Genomic DNA, 16083 nt, shown 5'->3' with positions numbered 1-16083 from the left:
GCAGCATGGTTTCGTCACGCAGGAAGAAAGGGGCAGCCAAAGAATGGCCGCTGAGCGAACTGAGCATCCCCATATCATTCGCGACCCTGACACTCTGAGCGGTGAGCCAATCATTGACGGAACGCGCACCAGTGTTCGGCATGTCGTTCTGCTCTATCGCGCAGGGCAGGAACCAGAGGAAATTGCGCGTACCTACCACCTCCTGCTCGGTGAGGTCTACGACGCTATTAGCTATTACTACGACCACGAGAATGAAATATCGCGCTACATCATTTATGAAGGGGTACCCAAAGACTAAAATCCGTGTATCCTCCCTGAAGTTCGTATTCTTCACCTTGTACGCCACCACCCTCCCCTATGCACTTCTGTCATTGTAGAACATGAACCCCTTCCAACCGGCTCCATTCCGCGAGCAGCGCAGCCTTCTTCCGCCTTGCTCACTGAGGAAAAAGCGCCTTCCACTGCCTCATTTCGTCGAGAGCGGAAGGAGAGGTATTCTAGAAACTTCTCAGAAGTTCAAAACGTCGTAATTGATAGAAAACCCCTCAGAGCAGCGACAGGTTACTCTATTATCGTCTGCTTTGGGGGAACTATGAAAGTAGAAAAGAAGCGTAGTTTCTCTCGGCGGAGAAGGGCCGACAGGAGGTTATATATGATGCAATACCGAGACCTGTTGATTGATGCGCTGATGGATCAAAGTTTTACCCTGGATGAAGCTGAGCAACTCATCTCGCTCCGAGAACGCGTGGAGCGACAACAACTTCAGGAAGAAGCCCTCCGCAACTTCGCTCGCTGGTTAGTGAAACAGGGCCGCTTAAGCGAGTTTGACGAAGGTTGAATGATTCCTTTCTTTCGGAGGTCGGTACGCCCTTCTCTTCCTTGAGAGATAGCGCCGACCTCCCTTCGTCTGGAAAAGGCCGCTCCAGCATATGAATAGCCCATTTTTCCTCCTACTTTTTCTATCAAAACCTGGAATAGCGTAGAATCTTGAATGATCGGTTGACGTAAGGTAGTAACAGGGCTATACTATTTTCTGATTCCTGAGCGTCTCTGGTTGCCCTATCACACCTGCTCCGCAGATGCGACGCTCGCTGCGGATTACCATAATCGTGAGGTCGTGGCCTATGCCGCTCGGAGAAGAGCGCTCAGTCAGGTTTCCCAGTCGTGACCGGCAGCCTTACCTGCTGGAAGGAATGCTTCATTTCCCCCAGGTCTCTGGGTTCCCCCCCCCATTGCCTGCCGCCGTCCTCTGCCACCCGCAACCGGCGAGCAGTGACATGGCAGACCCATTAACTCTTCATCTGGCGCGAGAGTTAGCGCGCAATGGCGTCCTGGCGCTCCGCTTCAACTTTCGTGGGGTCGGCAAGAGCCAGGGTGAGCAAACCGATGGCCGCTTTGAGCCATTGGACATCGCAGGAGCCGTTGCCTACCTGCTGCAACAACCTGAAGTAAATCCAGAAAAACTGTGTCTTGTCGGACACGCATTTGGCGCTTTCACAGCCTTGACCTATGCCCCCTTTGATCCACGGGTGCGCACAGTCGTCGCTATCAGCCTACCCCTTTTCAGGATCAGCAAAGGATTTGCAGAGAAATATGAACGACCAAAGCTCTTTGTGACTGGCGAATTTGATGAGGTCAGTCCTCGACATAAGCTGGAGCCTTTCGTTGCCTCGTTGCCCGGCCCCAAGGGAATGAAGATCATCACTGGCGCCCGGCATCTGATGCACGGCTATGAGAACGAGGCCACCGGCGCTGTCGTCACGTATATCAAGCGTTGGGCCGAGATGCCTGGCGTATAAATCTGTCTGGCCCAGAGAAACATTACCTCAGAGGAACCACCGTGCCAAGTAACCCGCTGAATCCTCTCATCGTGCAAAGTGATCGCTCTGTTTTACTGGAAGTGGACCACCCCCTTCATACTGAAGCACGCGATGCGCTGGCACAATTTGCAGAAATTGAAAAATCACCGGAACATATCCATACCTATCGCATCTCGCCGCTCTCCCTGTGGAACGCGGCGGCCAGTGGCCTGACGCCTGAGCGGGTTGTCGAGTTGTTGCTGCAATTTAGCAAGTACGATATTCCAGCGAACATCAACGCGGATATTTATGACTACATGAACCGATATGGCCGCCTGAAGCTCTTGAAAGAAGACGGTCATTTAGTCCTCGCTTCTCCCGACACATCGCTGATTACTGAAATTGCCCGCCACAAACGCATGGAACCCTACCTCCTCAAGCAAATCAACGAACACACACTGGAGGTTGATCCAGCGCGGCGCGGCCATATCAAGCAAGCTCTGATACATATTGGCTTCCCCGCAGAAGATCTCGCGGGCTATACAGAGGGCGCGTCTTTACCAGTAGCTCTGCGGAGCCTGAGCGTCAGCAGCCACCCCTTTAGCTTGCGCGCCTACCAGGAAGCGTCTGTCAGCGCCTTTCACCTCAGCGGCAGCCCAGGTGGCGGATGTGGCGTCATTGTCCTGCCCTGCGGGGCGGGCAAAACTATGGTGGGCATTGGTCTGATCGCAACGCTCCAGCGCAGCACGCTCATTCTCACTCCGAATACTGTTGCCGTGCGGCAATGGATCAACGAACTGCTTGATAAAACCACCATCCGGCCAGACCAGATAGGCGAGTACACAGGCGACCGCAAAGAGATTCGTCCCATCACCGTCAGCACCTATCAAATCTTGACCTATCGCCCAAGCGAAGAGAGCGATTTCCCCCATTTCAGCCTCTTTACCGGCCAGGATTGGGGCTTGATCATCTACGATGAGGTCCACCTGCTGCCTGCGCCGGTCTTCCGCATCACCGCCGAAATCCAGGCGCGTCGTCGCCTGGGGCTGACAGCCACATTGGTGCGCGAAGATGGCCGCGAGGCTGATGTGTTTGGCTTGATCGGCCCCAAGCGTTATGATGTCCCCTGGCGCGAACTGGAGCGTCAGGGATGGATTGCCACCGCCGAGTGCCACGAGATCCGCGTCAGCTTGCGCGAAGATGAGCGGCTGGAGTACGCTGTGGCAGAAGAACGGGAAAAGTACCGGATCGCCGCAGAGAACCCGATCAAGCTTGACATCGTGCGCCAGCTCATCGCCAACCACGAGGAGGATCAGGTACTGGTCATCGGCCAATATATTGACCAGCTCAAAATACTTGCTGATCTTCTAAACGCGCCGCTCCTGACCGGGCGAACTGCAAACAGCCAGCGCGAGAAGCTGTACGAACGCTTTCGACGTGGCGAACTCAAGCGCCTGGTCGTCAGCAAAGTGGCAAACTTTGCCATTGATTTACCAGACGCCAACGTCGCCATTCAGGTATCCGGCACTTTTGGTTCGCGGCAGGAAGAGGCTCAGCGCCTGGGGCGTATTCTTCGGCCCAAAACAGATGGCAGCTTCGCCTATTTTTACACCATCGTGACCCGCGACACCCGCGATCAGGACTTTTCAGCAAACCGGCAGCTTTTTCTTACTGAGCAAGGGTATCGCTACCTCATCGAAGATGGTGAACGGGTTTTATCCACCGGCATGGCAGCAAGCGCCCCTACCACTACAGGGCAAACCTAGAAGCGACAGCGAGGGTAATCCAGACAGAATCTCCCCGTGCTATAATCTGTGCGCTGGAGCTTTCCTACCTTTTCACCAAGATCAAAAAGCTTCACCAAGAACTAAACGTGTATCTCCTCTCCATTCCTGAACATAGGGATAATGTATCCCTGAATCCACAGGAGGAATATCATGAAGATCATCATTCTGGGCTGCGGACGCGTTGGAGCGACCCTGGCAATGATGATGGATCGTGCAGGTCATACAGTGACAGTCATTGATTACAACAATGATGCGTTTCAACGACTAGAAAGCAGCTTTGGCGGACAAACCATGATGGGTGATGGCATTGATGAAGAAGTGCTGCGTCGCGCGGGGATTGAAGAAGCGGCTGTTTTTGTCGCCACCACCAACGGTGATAACCGCAACATCATGGCAAGCCAGATTGCTACAAAAGTTTTTGCCGTTCCCAAAGTCATTTGCAGGATTTACGACCCTATCCGCACTGAGGTCTATCGAAAGCTGGGCCTTGAAGTGATCTCCCCGACACTCGTAGGAGCAGAGCTTTTCCGCGAAGCTATCGAGGAGAGTGTGGAAAAACCAACATCCAACGCGGCGTCCAGAACCCGCTAGGAGGCTATTTCGATGTATATTATCGTTGGTGGTGGCGGCCAGATTGGCTACTATGTAACCAAGGGGCTACTTACCCAGGGACACGAGGTACTGTTGCTGGACAAAGACCCCCGGCGCGCCCACACCCTTTCGGATGAGCTAGGCTCGGCGGTCTTGCGTGGCGATGCCTGCGAGGCGCGCACGTTGGACGAAGTTGGGTGCAGTCGCGCCGATGTTGTCATTGCCGTAACAGGTGATGACGAAGACAATCTCGTTATTTGCCAGATGGCAAAAGAACGCTTCAAAGTACGCAAGACTATCGCCCGCGTCAACAACCCCAAGAATGAACATATCTTCGCCAAACTTGGTATTGATATTACCGTAAGTCCCACCAAAACCATTCTCCGGTTGATTGAAGCCGAAATCCCCCATCACAGCATTATCTCGCTCATGACGCTTCGCCGCGCCGACCTTGAGTTTGTCGAGGTCAGCGTCCCATCCCAATCTCCTGCCGTCGGTAAGACCCTGGCAGCCCTTAAGCTGCCAGGTGAGTGTAACGTGATCCTCATCGTGCGTGGGCAGGAATACATAGTACCCAGCGGTGAAAGCATCATCCAGGCAGAAGACCAGATCTTCGCCCTGGTAAAAGACGTTGGCGAAACGGCGCTGCGCGAAGCCATTTTGGGTACAACCAGCAGTTGAACCAATACACGAGGCTCAGATGATGATCCGCTGGAGCGCCGCCTTCCAAACGGCGCTTCAGCGGATCATCATCTCCGGCGCGCCAGAGTCTGTTTACCCGGCATTCACCTCTTTCCCTTCCCCATTTACCTTCTCCCTCTACACTGGAGCCATAGCGATTCATTGCATCGTGTTTTACGGCTACCACAAGACCTGTGGAGAGAACTGCTCTATGAGAAGGTGGAGGCTATTCACGCCCTGGTTCATCAGGCGCAAGCGTGCTCGGCATCACCGTTGGCGCCGTGCGCCTGGCCTGGCAGCACTGGGTATCGTTCTAGGAGGCTTGCTCATCGGTTGCACCGTTGACCAGAGCACCCTCCAGCGCGACCCGTTCATGCGCGACATGATGAGCCTGCAACAGCAAGTGGACCAGCCACACAAGATAGGCCAGACTTTTGACGTTGGCAACACGCGCTGGAACATTCGCGCCGCCCACGCCGCCCTGACACTTCGGTTAGGCTCCAACATGGTGAAGGCTCGTGGGAAATTCGTCGTCATAGACTTCACTTTCACGAATACGACCGATCAGCCCCAACATCCCACCGCTGATATGCTCCAGATCGAAGACGCGCAGCTCAACACTCATAAAAGCGATGCCACTACCACCGCTATGCTCGCATCCTGGCAAAAGACTCCCAATTTTCTCAAAGCAACCTTCCAGCCCAATAAACGTTACCCCTGCTCACTGGTCTTTGATCTTCCTGTACAAACGAGCGGCCTCACGCTGGAATTCCAATCATTCCCAACAGAGGACGACCCACCGCCCGATATGTAGCCAAAGGAGGCGCCATGTTCGATACCATTTATGTTCCGGTGGATAACTCTGATTACTCCCATGCCTCTATTGATCTCGCCATCGCGCTCGCCCGCGCCTTTGGCTCTCGGCTGGTTGGCAGCCACGTCTATGCCGCGCGTATGCACGATTACCGCTTCAAGCAAATGGAGTACACGCTCCCTGAAGAGTATCAGGACGAGCAGGAATTGGAGCGCCAGCGCAAGATTCACGATACCCTGATTACACGCGGCTTGCGGCTCATCTCTGACTCCTACCTGGATGTCATGGAAGCTCGCTGCGCCCTGGCACAGCTTCCCTTCCAGTCGAAAACCTTTGACGGCCAGAACTGGCAGGAGTTGGTAAAGGACATCGAAGAAAGCCGCTATGATCTCGTCGTTATGGGCGCGCTGGGCATGGGCGCGGTGAAAGAGAGCCAGATCGGCAGCGTCTGCGAGCGTGTCATCCGTCGCATCAGGACTGATACGCTGGTCATCAAAGATACGCGCCCGCTGCAAGACCAATCCGAGGGGAGTATTGCCGTCGCCATTGATGGCAGCCCGCAGTCCTTCGGCGGGTTAAAAGCCGCTCTTGAACTGGGCCGCGCCCTGAACCGGCCCGTCGAGGCGGTTGCGGTCTATGACCCCTACCTGCACTATTCTGTCTTCAACAGCATCGTCAATGTACTTTCCCAGGAGGCGTCGAAGGTCTTCCGCTTCAAAGAACAGGAGCAGCTTCACGAAGAAATCATTGATACCGGCCTGGCGAAAATCTACGAATCGCACCTGCAAATAGCCAGAACCATCGCCACTGAAGAGGGAGTCGAACTAAAAGTCACGCTGATGGACGGCAAAGCCTGGGAAAAAACCCTCCAGTGGACCCGCCGCGAACGTCCCTGGCTGCTGGTGATGGGGCGGATCGGCGTCCACAGCGGTCAGGAGATGGATATTGGCAGCAACAGCCATAATCTGCTCCAGCAAGTCTCGTGCAACGTGCTGATATGCAGCAGCGTCTACGTCCCCCAGATTGATATTCGCGCTGAAGCCACCATTACCTGGACACCCGAAGCCAGCGCCCGCATGGAGCGCGTCCCAGCCTTCGTGCGCGGCATCGCGCGCACAGCCATTCACCGCTACGCTATGGAGCGTGGACACTCTGTTATCTCCAACAGCATCGTAGATGATGCCGTCAGAGATATTCTGCCAGAATCAGCCGCCCGCGCTATGGGAGTCGCCGCAAAGCAGATCGCCATTGAAGAACAGAGCCAATCAGCCGACCAGGGAGCCACCTATATCTGCGGCGAATGCGGCTATGCCGCCCGCAATGTGCTGCCGGTGGCCTGTCCGGTCTGCCACTCTGGTCCGGTCCGCTTTACCGTGATTGATAAGCGTCTCATCGAGACGGCTGCCGCGCAAGAGGGAGCAATCTCTGAAGAGGAAACCTTCGACGGCGTGAAGGTGAAATGGACTGAAGACGCCAGGAAGCTGCTCTGGACCATGACGGACGCCTACGCGCGCCGCCGCGCCAAAGCGCGCATCGAAAAAATGGCGCGTGTGCAGCGCCTGCCAGCCGTGACTGTTGATTTCGCCAGCCCCATCGTTCAAGAAACCATCGGCGATCTCAGCGCCCTGCACACCAACACTCCGCTCGCCCTTTCTGCAACCGGCCAGGAGGCCGAAGCAGAGGCAGCAGCGGCAGAATCCCCGCAAATCACCTGGACGCCTGAAGCGCGGCAGCGCCTGGCCCTCGTTCCCGAAGGCTTCATGCGCGAAATGACCGAAGAGATTATCCTCACTCATGCCGACGAGCAGCAGGCCAGCGCGATCACGCTGCCCATTGTGGAAAAGGGTATCGAGATTGCCAAAGGCGAGATGGTCAAGATGGTCGAGGCTAAAATCGCCCGCCAGCAGAAGAAAGCGCCGAAAAAAGAAGCGAAAAGCCCGGTAACAAACGGAGCCTGCCCCATCCCACACACAGAGACTCCAAGAGGCGAGGCGCTAAGGGGGGCTGAGGCCGCTGAGCGACCAGCTTTCACCGAGGCGGCGCGGGAACACGTTGATATGCTGGCCCAGCGATCCGAGAGCAGCGGGAAAGGGTCCGCAGAGCGCGCAGCCGAACTCGTTGAAAATCTGTCGGCCCAGCGCGCCGAACGCAAAGGGCTGAATGAAGTCACACCAGAGTTCATCGCTCAGATGGGCAAGAAGCTCGGCTACGGCCACCCGGCCAGCGAAAAGACCTACGAACATGATTTTGTCTGGACCGCCGAGGCGCTGGCAAAGCTGGAAGAAGTCCCCGATTTTTGCCGCGAATTGACTCGCTGGCGTGTGGAGTGGACGGCCTATAAGAAAAACCTGGGCCGATTGATTACTCCTGAAGCTCTGGAAGTCAAGTACGAACTCTGGGGCGAGGTTTCCGAACATATCCGCGAGCGTAACGAGCCGCGCCTGCTCTGGACAGCCGAAGCTGAGCGTCGTCTCGCAAACGTGCCTGGCTTTGTAAAGGGCCAGGTCATCCAATCGGTGGAAGGGAACGCCCGGCAGATGGGATTCTGCGAAGTGACCGGCGCGGTACTCGATCAGGTTATCGCTAAGTGGCGGGCAACCGGCGATTTTCACGAGGGGCGCTATGGCTATAAGTGATCTTACCACCGCCAATGCCCCGCGCATCACTCCATCCGCAGAGCTTTGCATCGCGCGACTTACAGAGGTATCCCTGGTTTTTGGCGATGGCGCCCGCGCGCTGGAAAACGTCAGTCTGGAGGTTGCCCCCGGAGCGTGCGTAGGAGTGCTGGGGCCAAACGGCGCGGGCAAAACGAGCCTGCTGCGTCTGCTGGCGGGCCTCTTGCAGCCAACTAGCGGCCACATTGAGCTTTTCGGCTTGCCAGCCCCAGGCGAGAGTATCGCGGTGCGTCGGCGCATCGGCTACGTGGCCCAGCAGAGCGGCATAGACCAGTATCTCAGCGGGCAAGGCAATCTCCTGCTTGCCGGACGCCTGCACAGGCTGAGCGGCAACCACTTACACCAGCGCACACGAGCTTTGCTGGAATTATTGGGCCTCAGCGAGCATGCCCGGCGTCGGGCCGCCCACTATTCCGGCGGGATGCGGCGGCGTCTGGCGCTGGCGTGCAGCCTTGTTCATCAGCCAGATGCGCTGCTGCTGGATGAACCAACCACCGGGCTTGACACAGCGGGAAAAGCCGCCCTCTGGCGCTATCTACTGACGCTCCAGCAAGAGGGGCTGACCATCATAGCTGCCAGCCACGACACGCAAGAGATCGAGCGCTATTGTGAATGGGTTGTCTTTCTGGATCGTGGCCGACTAGTCATGGAGGGCACGCCAGCCGCGCTCAAAGCGCAGATTCAGGGAGACATACTCACCCTGGAGATGGGCGAACCGCAGCAGGCAGCCAGCACGCACCACCTGCTTCAACACGAGCCATTCATCCGCTCAGCCAGCCAGGGAGAAGCCGAAGGATACGTGCGCCTCGAAGTGATGGATGGCTCAGAGGCCATTCCACATATAGCGCGGCTTCTGGAAACGGCGGGGCTGGCGCTCCGCAGGCTAACGCTCAGCCGTCCAACGCTGGAGGACGTTTTCTTCCGCGCCACCGGCAAGCCGCTCGCAGCGAGCGAGAGCCTCGCTGGAGAGCCAGCTTTACCCTCACCAGATCAAAAATCCCACAAAGAGCAGCCGTTTCGGCGGCGTTACAAGCAGGATCAGCAGCGATGAGACAATCAAGCACCCTAGCGAACAACCACCAACCATCGAGAGCGCAGCAGCCCTCCAGCGCAGCAGCGATAATGGAGGCAGCCTGGAGGCTGGCGGTTGAGACCTTCTGGCTCTTTTGCCGGGCCTGGCAGAAAACATTCCGCCTGCCGCTGGTACTGGCGCTGGTGCTGGCGCTGCCTGCCGTGACGCTCTGGCTGCTGAGCCAGATTTTCGCCAGCATCCACCAGACACCAGGGTTTTCCAGCATGCAATCGCTGAGTTTCTTTGCGCCCGGCATGCTGGTCATCGCGGCGCTTTTTGGCTCATCGTTTGCCGGAATTGGCCTGCTGGGGGACCGCGAATCCGGCTTTCTGGAACGCCTGGCGGCGGCTCCCATCCATCGCAGCGCCATCTTGCTGAGCAAAGCAGTGGCCGATGGCTCGCGCACACTGCTCCAGGGGCTGGTCTTGCTGCTCCTGCTGGCGCTGCTGCATACCCCCATCACGGCGCAGATGTCTGCACTGTGCGGCCTGCTGGCGCTGCTGGCCGTGTTTAGCCTGGCCTTCGCCATGCTCTCCTATGTGGTCGCGCTGCTCACCAAAAGCATCGAAGCATTGATGCTGATCGAGATGTTTCTCTTTCTGCTGCTGCTCTTTGGCAGCAACGCGCTGCTGCCAGATGACCTGCTGCCGGGCTGGATGAGAACCATTTCACTGCTCAATCCTGTCAGCCATACCGTGACGCTGGCGCGCCAGCTTCTGGCTGGCTCAGCCACACCGCTCGCCTATAGCCTGACTTTCGGAGCACTTGCCCTCCTGGCAAGCCTGGGTATGAGCATCGCGGCGTTCAAGATCAAACACATCACCTAGCAGCGAAAGACAAGAAGAGCAAGAAACTATGCCTGTTCCAAATCTAGGACCGAACTCTATCAATTTTCCATTCTTGCCCAATGGCTTTACCATTGGCATCGTCATGCAATTTCATATCCTGCTGGTGGCCTTTATTATGGGAACCGCCATCATCATGGCCGTCAGCGGCAGCGTTCCTCCCAGTCGCCAGAGCCAGCCCTGGGAGCGATTCACCAAGACATTTGCCTGGTTTCTGGCGCAAACCTATTCATTTGGCGCAACCCTGGCCGTCTTTGGCCTGGTCCTGATGTTCGGCCTCTATCCTCGCTTAATGGCGATCATGTCCAGTCTCTTCTTCGCCCCATTGCTCGCTATCTTCGCTGCCTGGATTATCATGACCATCTCCTTGATCGCTTACGCCTATCTCTGGCCCAGGCGCGAGGGGCATCGTGTCCTGCATCAATCGCTTATCTACACCTATGCCCTCGCCGAAACAGTCTTTATCGTCCTCATTACCATGTGGACCTCCTATATGCTCACGCCGAATGGTCGAGATGCCGTCAAAGCGGCGTTCAACGCCACCTGGGGGCCAGAACTTTTTCACCGCCTCATCGGCAATGTTTCATACGCCGGTTTTCTGCTCGCTGCCTGGGGCGGCTGGCGCGCGTTCCGCAAGCGCAGACGCAGCAGTTCGCTGGACAAAGCCTATTATCATTGGGTCGCTCACTATGGCTTCCTCTGGGGCTTCGGTTTTGAGCTGTTGCAGCCGCTGGTTGGCTATTTCTATGTGCTGCGTATCCAGACGGGCAGTCCAGCGACGTTCTACCGCATGATGCTTGGTGATAAAGCCTGGGCGTGGCTGCTTCAGATGGCACTGGTCGGTCTGACCTTCGTGTTGAGCGACCTCTATATGTGGCTGAGCATCCGGCGCGGAGTCATCGAGCGCCGAGGTGTGCAGGCGCTGACAGCCATGCGCGTTGAGGCTGGCGTGGGCGCGCCCGCAGTTGAGGAACTGCGCACCTATAGCACTATAAGGCAAGTTATGCAGCTAGGCGCACGAGCAGAACTGCCGCCTACCTCGCGCGAACGGCTGACTCGGGGCTATTGCAATGCCGCGCTCCTGGCACTGGGCATTCTTGCCATCCTGGGAATTATTCCGGCGAGCGTTCCAGTGCTTGGCTCAATGGCCGTCAAATATGTCTGCCTGATCGGTTTTGTAGCACTCACCTTGCTCACTCTCCCCATCTATTGGAACCAATCAAGGAAGTGGACCTGGGGCAACATGGGCCGAGGCGCGCAATGGACATTGATTAGCCTGGGGGTTGTCCTGATGCTGCTCATGATTGTCATGGGGGGCATTCGCTACAGCAACCCACAAACGAATGTCATCAACGGCAGCATGCCGCTGCCTGCGCTCCAACTTCAACCATCGCGGTAAATGTGTTCTACAGCTTGTAGGCGGGCGTCGAATCCCATCAAGAAGGTGATACGCATGACAAACGTCGTCATACAACCCGAAGCCTGGGTAGGCTGGGGCATCGTTATCCTGTTGCTCTCGGTCTTCATCCTGGTACCGCTCGTGGTGATGGTTGTTCAGCTTCCTAAACTCTGGCGCAAGCGCCGCTACGCGCTCTTCTCGCTGTTTAGCTTCATCTGGCTTGTCACCGTCTTCAGCATCCTGGCCGCCGTCCTTCCCATGTTCATTGCTATTAAGATTCCCTACCGTTGACCTCAACAGGGCTGTTCCAGCCTCTGATTCCAGGTGGAAGTGAGCATACTATGGCCGAAAAAATCTCAAGGCGTCGGCTTTTTATCGCGGGTAATGCTGCGGTCCAGGGCGCGCTGGCCTTGCTGGTGGGCGTGCCAGTGGCTGGCTATGTCCTGGGAGCTATCTTTAGCCCACAGCCAACCGCCTGGGTGAAAGTGGGGCCAATTGCGAACATCCCACCGAACACGCCAGCGGAGTTCGCCATCAGCGCGCCCATTGTTGGCTCAGGACAAAGTACAACCCGGCCAGTCGGCGTCTTTGTCTTGAAAAGCGGCAACCAGCTTTTCACCTTTTACAACGGCTGCACACATATGGGCTGCCCTGTTCAATGGCAGGCATACCAGCAGCTTTTCAAATGCCCCTGTCATGGAGGTGTCTATGATCGCCTGGGTCGTGTCATCGCGGGGCCGCCGCCCTACGCGCTGCGAGAGTTCCAGCACAAAATTGTCAATGGTGATCTCTACGTGTATATCGACATTCTGGACTAGCTGGCAATATGCCCGCGCCAGGCTGGCGCGTCGGCCAGCGAGGAGAGCACGCGTTTAGCCAATTTAGCGTGTTATCAGGAGGCTCCTCATGAAAACGCTCCGTCCCCAAGGGGTGAATATCATCAGCCGGGGCGGCCAATACATCTACGATTGGCTGGATGAGCGTTATCCGCTCAGCGAGTTCCTTAATCGCTTACTCTCCGATCCGGTACCCAAGCGTTTTGGCTGGCTCTATACTCTTGGTGGCGCTATCGTTCTGCTCACCATCACCCAGATCACCACCGGCATCTTCCTGCTCTTTTACTATGTCCCTGACTGGGAACACGCCTATGACAGCATTCAGGCCATCAACTATACCGTCCCCTTTGGCAATTGGGTGCGCGGCTACCATTACTGGAACGGCTATATGCTTGTCTTCCTGCTCGGCCTGCATATGGCCCGCACCTATTTTTCCAGCGCCTACAAACGCCCACGCGAACTGACCTGGGTGGCTGGCGTCTTCCTCTTCATCTTGATGACCGCCGTCGCCTATACCGGGGCATGCCTGCGTATGGACCAGACCGGCTTCTATACCTTCATGGTGGGTGAACACATCATGGGCTGGACACCCATCGTCGGCCTCTGGTTCAAGGAAATCTGGCTCGGCAGTGATCGTATCAATCCTGCGTCACTCACGCGCACTTTCGCCCTGCATGTCTGGGTCTTACCTTCGCTGCTGCTGGGCTTCATCTTTGTTCATGTGCTGTTCGTCGTCCTCCAGGGTCAGTATGGCTCCTGGCTCAACTATCGCAAGCGACGCAGAGAACACCTGGCCGACACGCTCAGCATGGAGGGCGATGAGTTTACCTCCCATATCAAAGCTCAGGAAGAGGCCAATAGTCCTAAAAGCCGCAAGCGCCAGGTTCCAGACGACACCGATTACTTCTTCCCGCAGCATTCGCTCCGCGAGGGCATCGTCACACTTGCCTGCTTCCTGGTCATTGTCTTGCTCACCCTCACCGCTTTTCCTACTCTGGATGAGCCTGCCAATGCCGCTACCAGCACGTTTGTACCCCTGCCAGAATGGTTCATGCTTCCCGCCGACCAGATGCTGCCCTATCTTCCAGCCTGGATGATTCCCCTGCTGCCGGTCATCTTCGGCGTCTTCATTATGTACTTGATTCTTCTGCCTTTTGTAGATCGCCATCCAGCGATGAACATCTTCAAGCGCCCGGTTGCACTGGCTACCGGCATCATCGTGGCCTTCAGCATCTTTACCTTGCTACTACTGGCGATCTACCGAATCGAAAACTTCCCAACCCAGTAAATGCCCGCGCGGAGGTAGGCTATGGTCCTTGCAGATACGATCTTCTCCTTCTGGGGAAGCCAGCTAGTGATTGCCATCATTGCTGAATCGCACATTCTGATTGCCGCCGCACTCACCGGCCTCATCTTTATCGCCGTGACTACTGAGAGCGTCTATTATTTCACCGGCGATAAACGCTGGGATCGGTTTGCCCACGGCATTGCCAGAGTGCAGGTTATCACCTTCGCGCCCGGCAGCTTCATTGCCATCATGTTCGTGCTGGTGTTAGTGATGCTCTGGCCGCTCTTCTGGACAACTCTCTTTCGCATTACATTCTGGCCGTTCGTCATGGAGGCGGCGTCGTTCATCCTGTATATTCTGTACCTCTATACCTGGTACTACACCTGGGACACCCTCAAAGGCTATCGCGCACTGCATCTCTCCATTGGCTACCTGCTCATGTTTGTCGCCTGGGCGCAGCAGTTCATGGTGGATATTGTCGCCTCCTACATGCTCACGCCTACAGAGCCAAACAGCCTGCAATCAGTCATCTTCAATCCCACCGATATTGTCCTCGATTTTCACCGCGTTGTCGGCAACATTTCGTATGCAGGGTTTCTCATCGGCGCGTATGCTGCCTGGCGCTTTCTTCGCGCTCGCTCCCTGGACGACAAGGCATATTGGGACTTTGTTGGCGGGCTGGGCCTGCTGTTTGGCATTGGTCTGATGATGCTGCAACCCTTCATCGGCTGGCAGTATGCTCAATTGATCCGTGACCACGCCCCCAGCGCCTTCTATCGCATCATGGGTGGCGGAGAGCGTTCTTTTCTCTTCTTGATCCAGGTCATCTTGCTAACCGCGCTCTTCTTCTTCAGCGCCCTCTACATCAGCGCCCAGATGCGAAAAGCCAGAGCAAGGCACGCGCGAGCGGCTACCCTGCTGATGATCTTACTCCTCTTCTTTGGTGGCTGGCTCTGCCTGCCCTCCCATTGGAGTCCTAACGTGCTGGGTCTCGATCTGAGCTTTCTGGGGCAATTAGGGCTGATGAATCCCTGGAAATATGTTTCCCTGGCGGGCCTCACGCTCAGCGGCTTCCTCATGTTTGGCGCTTATCTGGGATCGATCCAATCAGGGTTGAAGTGGGGCGCGCGGGGCATCTTACCCCATATCATCCTCCTGATTCTAGGCTTCGTGGTCGTTGGCATGATGTTTGATATGGGGTTAATCCGCGAAGAGTCACGACGCCCCTTCTTGATTTACGGGCGGATGTATATTCAGCCACAAAGTCCCGATATGACCCCATCTAACGAATACGCGCCGCCAGCACGCGATATTCACAACATACCTTAGATCTTCGCAACAGGATATGCACAACCTATCTTATGAAGAACCCAATAGAAGAAAGAACCCAGCGGATGCCCAGGCGTCATCTTCAGCTAACCATCCTGCTCATCCCCCTGCTGGCGCTGGCGGCCTGCGGCGGCAATAGCGGCGCAGCCTGGGGGCCGGGCAGCACACAGGGCAATACCAGCACCCAGCATATCGTCCAACAAGGCGGACTCATTATCTTCGCCAGTCCAACTCTCCAACTGGTGTTGCCAGCCCTGGCAGACGCCTTCTTTACATCACGCGGCCTCACGATCCCCTACGTTTTTAATTTCTCCACCGCCCAGGTGAACGCTATTACCGTCAATACGCTGGCCGATGTCGATCTGCTTATCACCGATGACCTCCAGACGATGCTTGATGCCCGCGCTATTGGATTCACGCAAAGTGTAGGGACAACGCTGGCAACCGATGATCTGAGCGTCGTGCTTCCACCGGCCAACCCTGGCAACATTCATACCCTGCAAGACCTTGCCAGGCCAGGGCTGCGCTATCTTGGCATCTCCAGTCTGGACGGCCTCAACCGACACATTCAAGGGACGCTCGAAAGCATGATCCTCAATCCGGCCTTCGGCCAGCAATACTCCGCCCGTGTGTACGGAAACCTCATCAATAATTATACCGATGGGCCAGCCGCCGCGCAGGCGATAGCCAGGTCTCCCTCCGCAGGCGATTTTGCCATTGTGTACCACACCAACTACCTCACAGTCGAGCGACAGCACGGAGCAAGCGCGCTCCGTGAACTTTCCATCCCGGCGTCCTTCAATCCACCTGTTGCTATGCTGGCAGCCCTCGCAAGCCATGCCGCCAACCCCGGCCTCTCCCAGCAGTTTATTGATTTCATGCGCTCCCCCCAAAGCCAGACCATCTGGAAACAATACGGGTTCCGGCCAGCGCCATAGCCCGGCACAACACGCCTTGCCTTTCGCCA

General features: G+C 56.4%; 16 protein-coding genes. All 16 read left to right on the top strand.

The window, feature by feature from the left end; translation table 11 throughout:
* Positions 1 to 43 precede the first annotated feature (43 nt).
* Positions 44 to 298, top strand: a complete 255-nt coding sequence (locus VH599_04145) for a DUF433 domain-containing protein (GenBank protein HEY7347485.1) — start codon at positions 44 to 46, stop codon at positions 296 to 298.
* Positions 299 to 652: 354 nt separating this feature from the next.
* The gene (locus VH599_04140) at positions 653 to 838 is read left to right on the top strand and encodes a hypothetical protein (GenBank protein HEY7347484.1); all 186 of its coding nucleotides are present in this window, start codon (positions 653 to 655) and stop codon (positions 836 to 838) included.
* A 241-nt stretch (positions 839 to 1079) separates the two neighbouring features.
* Positions 1080 to 1799: an alpha/beta fold hydrolase gene (locus VH599_04135; protein HEY7347483.1), complete on the top strand. Its 720-nt coding sequence runs from the start codon at positions 1080 to 1082 to the stop codon at positions 1797 to 1799.
* A 41-nt stretch (positions 1800 to 1840) separates the two neighbouring features.
* Entirely contained in the window at positions 1841 to 3565 is a 1725-nt protein-coding gene (locus tag VH599_04130; protein HEY7347482.1) for a DNA repair helicase XPB, read from the top strand.
* 171 nt (positions 3566 to 3736) lie between these two features.
* Positions 3737 to 4177, top strand: coding sequence for a TrkA family potassium uptake protein (locus VH599_04125; protein ID HEY7347481.1), 441 nt, complete (start codon positions 3737 to 3739; stop codon positions 4175 to 4177).
* A gap of 12 nt (positions 4178 to 4189) precedes the next feature.
* Positions 4190 to 4858 carry a TrkA family potassium uptake protein gene (locus tag VH599_04120; protein ID HEY7347480.1) on the top strand — a complete coding sequence of 223 codons (669 nt, stop codon included), beginning with the start codon at positions 4190 to 4192 and terminating at the stop codon, positions 4856 to 4858.
* 19 nt (positions 4859 to 4877) lie between these two features.
* The gene (locus tag VH599_04115; protein ID HEY7347479.1) at positions 4878 to 5672 is read left to right on the top strand and encodes a DUF4352 domain-containing protein; all 795 of its coding nucleotides are present in this window, start codon (positions 4878 to 4880) and stop codon (positions 5670 to 5672) included.
* 14 nt (positions 5673 to 5686) lie between these two features.
* The gene (locus VH599_04110; GenBank protein HEY7347478.1) at positions 5687 to 8308 is read left to right on the top strand and encodes a universal stress protein; all 2622 of its coding nucleotides are present in this window, start codon (positions 5687 to 5689) and stop codon (positions 8306 to 8308) included.
* Positions 8295 to 9398, top strand: a complete 1104-nt coding sequence (locus VH599_04105; protein HEY7347477.1) for an ABC transporter ATP-binding protein — start codon at positions 8295 to 8297, stop codon at positions 9396 to 9398. The genes VH599_04110 and VH599_04105 overlap by 14 nt, the downstream gene beginning before the upstream one ends.
* Positions 9395 to 10246, top strand: a complete 852-nt coding sequence (locus VH599_04100; protein HEY7347476.1) for an ABC transporter permease — start codon at positions 9395 to 9397, stop codon at positions 10244 to 10246. The genes VH599_04105 and VH599_04100 overlap by 4 nt, the downstream gene beginning before the upstream one ends.
* A 28-nt stretch (positions 10247 to 10274) precedes the next feature.
* Positions 10275 to 11663, top strand: a complete 1389-nt coding sequence (locus VH599_04095) for a cytochrome ubiquinol oxidase subunit I (GenBank protein ID HEY7347475.1) — start codon at positions 10275 to 10277, stop codon at positions 11661 to 11663.
* Positions 11664 to 11717: 54 nt separating this feature from the next.
* Complete coding sequence (locus tag VH599_04090) at positions 11718 to 11954, top strand: hypothetical protein (GenBank protein ID HEY7347474.1); 237 nt, start codon at positions 11718 to 11720, stop codon at positions 11952 to 11954.
* 50 nt (positions 11955 to 12004) lie between these two features.
* A complete protein-coding gene (locus VH599_04085) occupies positions 12005 to 12481 on the top strand; it encodes a ubiquinol-cytochrome c reductase iron-sulfur subunit (protein ID HEY7347473.1) in 477 nt (158 codons plus the stop codon).
* 88 nt (positions 12482 to 12569) lie between these two features.
* Positions 12570 to 13787 carry a cytochrome bc complex cytochrome b subunit gene (locus VH599_04080; protein HEY7347472.1) on the top strand — a complete coding sequence of 406 codons (1218 nt, stop codon included), beginning with the start codon at positions 12570 to 12572 and terminating at the stop codon, positions 13785 to 13787.
* Between the two features lie 21 nt (positions 13788 to 13808).
* The gene (locus VH599_04075; protein ID HEY7347471.1) at positions 13809 to 15116 is read left to right on the top strand and encodes a cytochrome ubiquinol oxidase subunit I; all 1308 of its coding nucleotides are present in this window, start codon (positions 13809 to 13811) and stop codon (positions 15114 to 15116) included.
* A gap of 65 nt (positions 15117 to 15181) precedes the next feature.
* On the top strand, positions 15182 to 16054 hold the full coding sequence (locus VH599_04070; protein ID HEY7347470.1) for a substrate-binding domain-containing protein: 873 nt from the start codon (positions 15182 to 15184) through the stop codon (positions 16052 to 16054).
* Positions 16055 to 16083 lie beyond the last annotated feature (29 nt).

It is taken from the genome of Ktedonobacterales bacterium (assembly GCA_036557285.1).
Lineage (GTDB): Bacteria > Chloroflexota > Ktedonobacteria > Ktedonobacterales > DATBGS01 > DATBHW01.
Note: the sequence above shows the minus strand (reverse complement) of the source record. Positions and strands in the feature narration are given on the sequence as shown.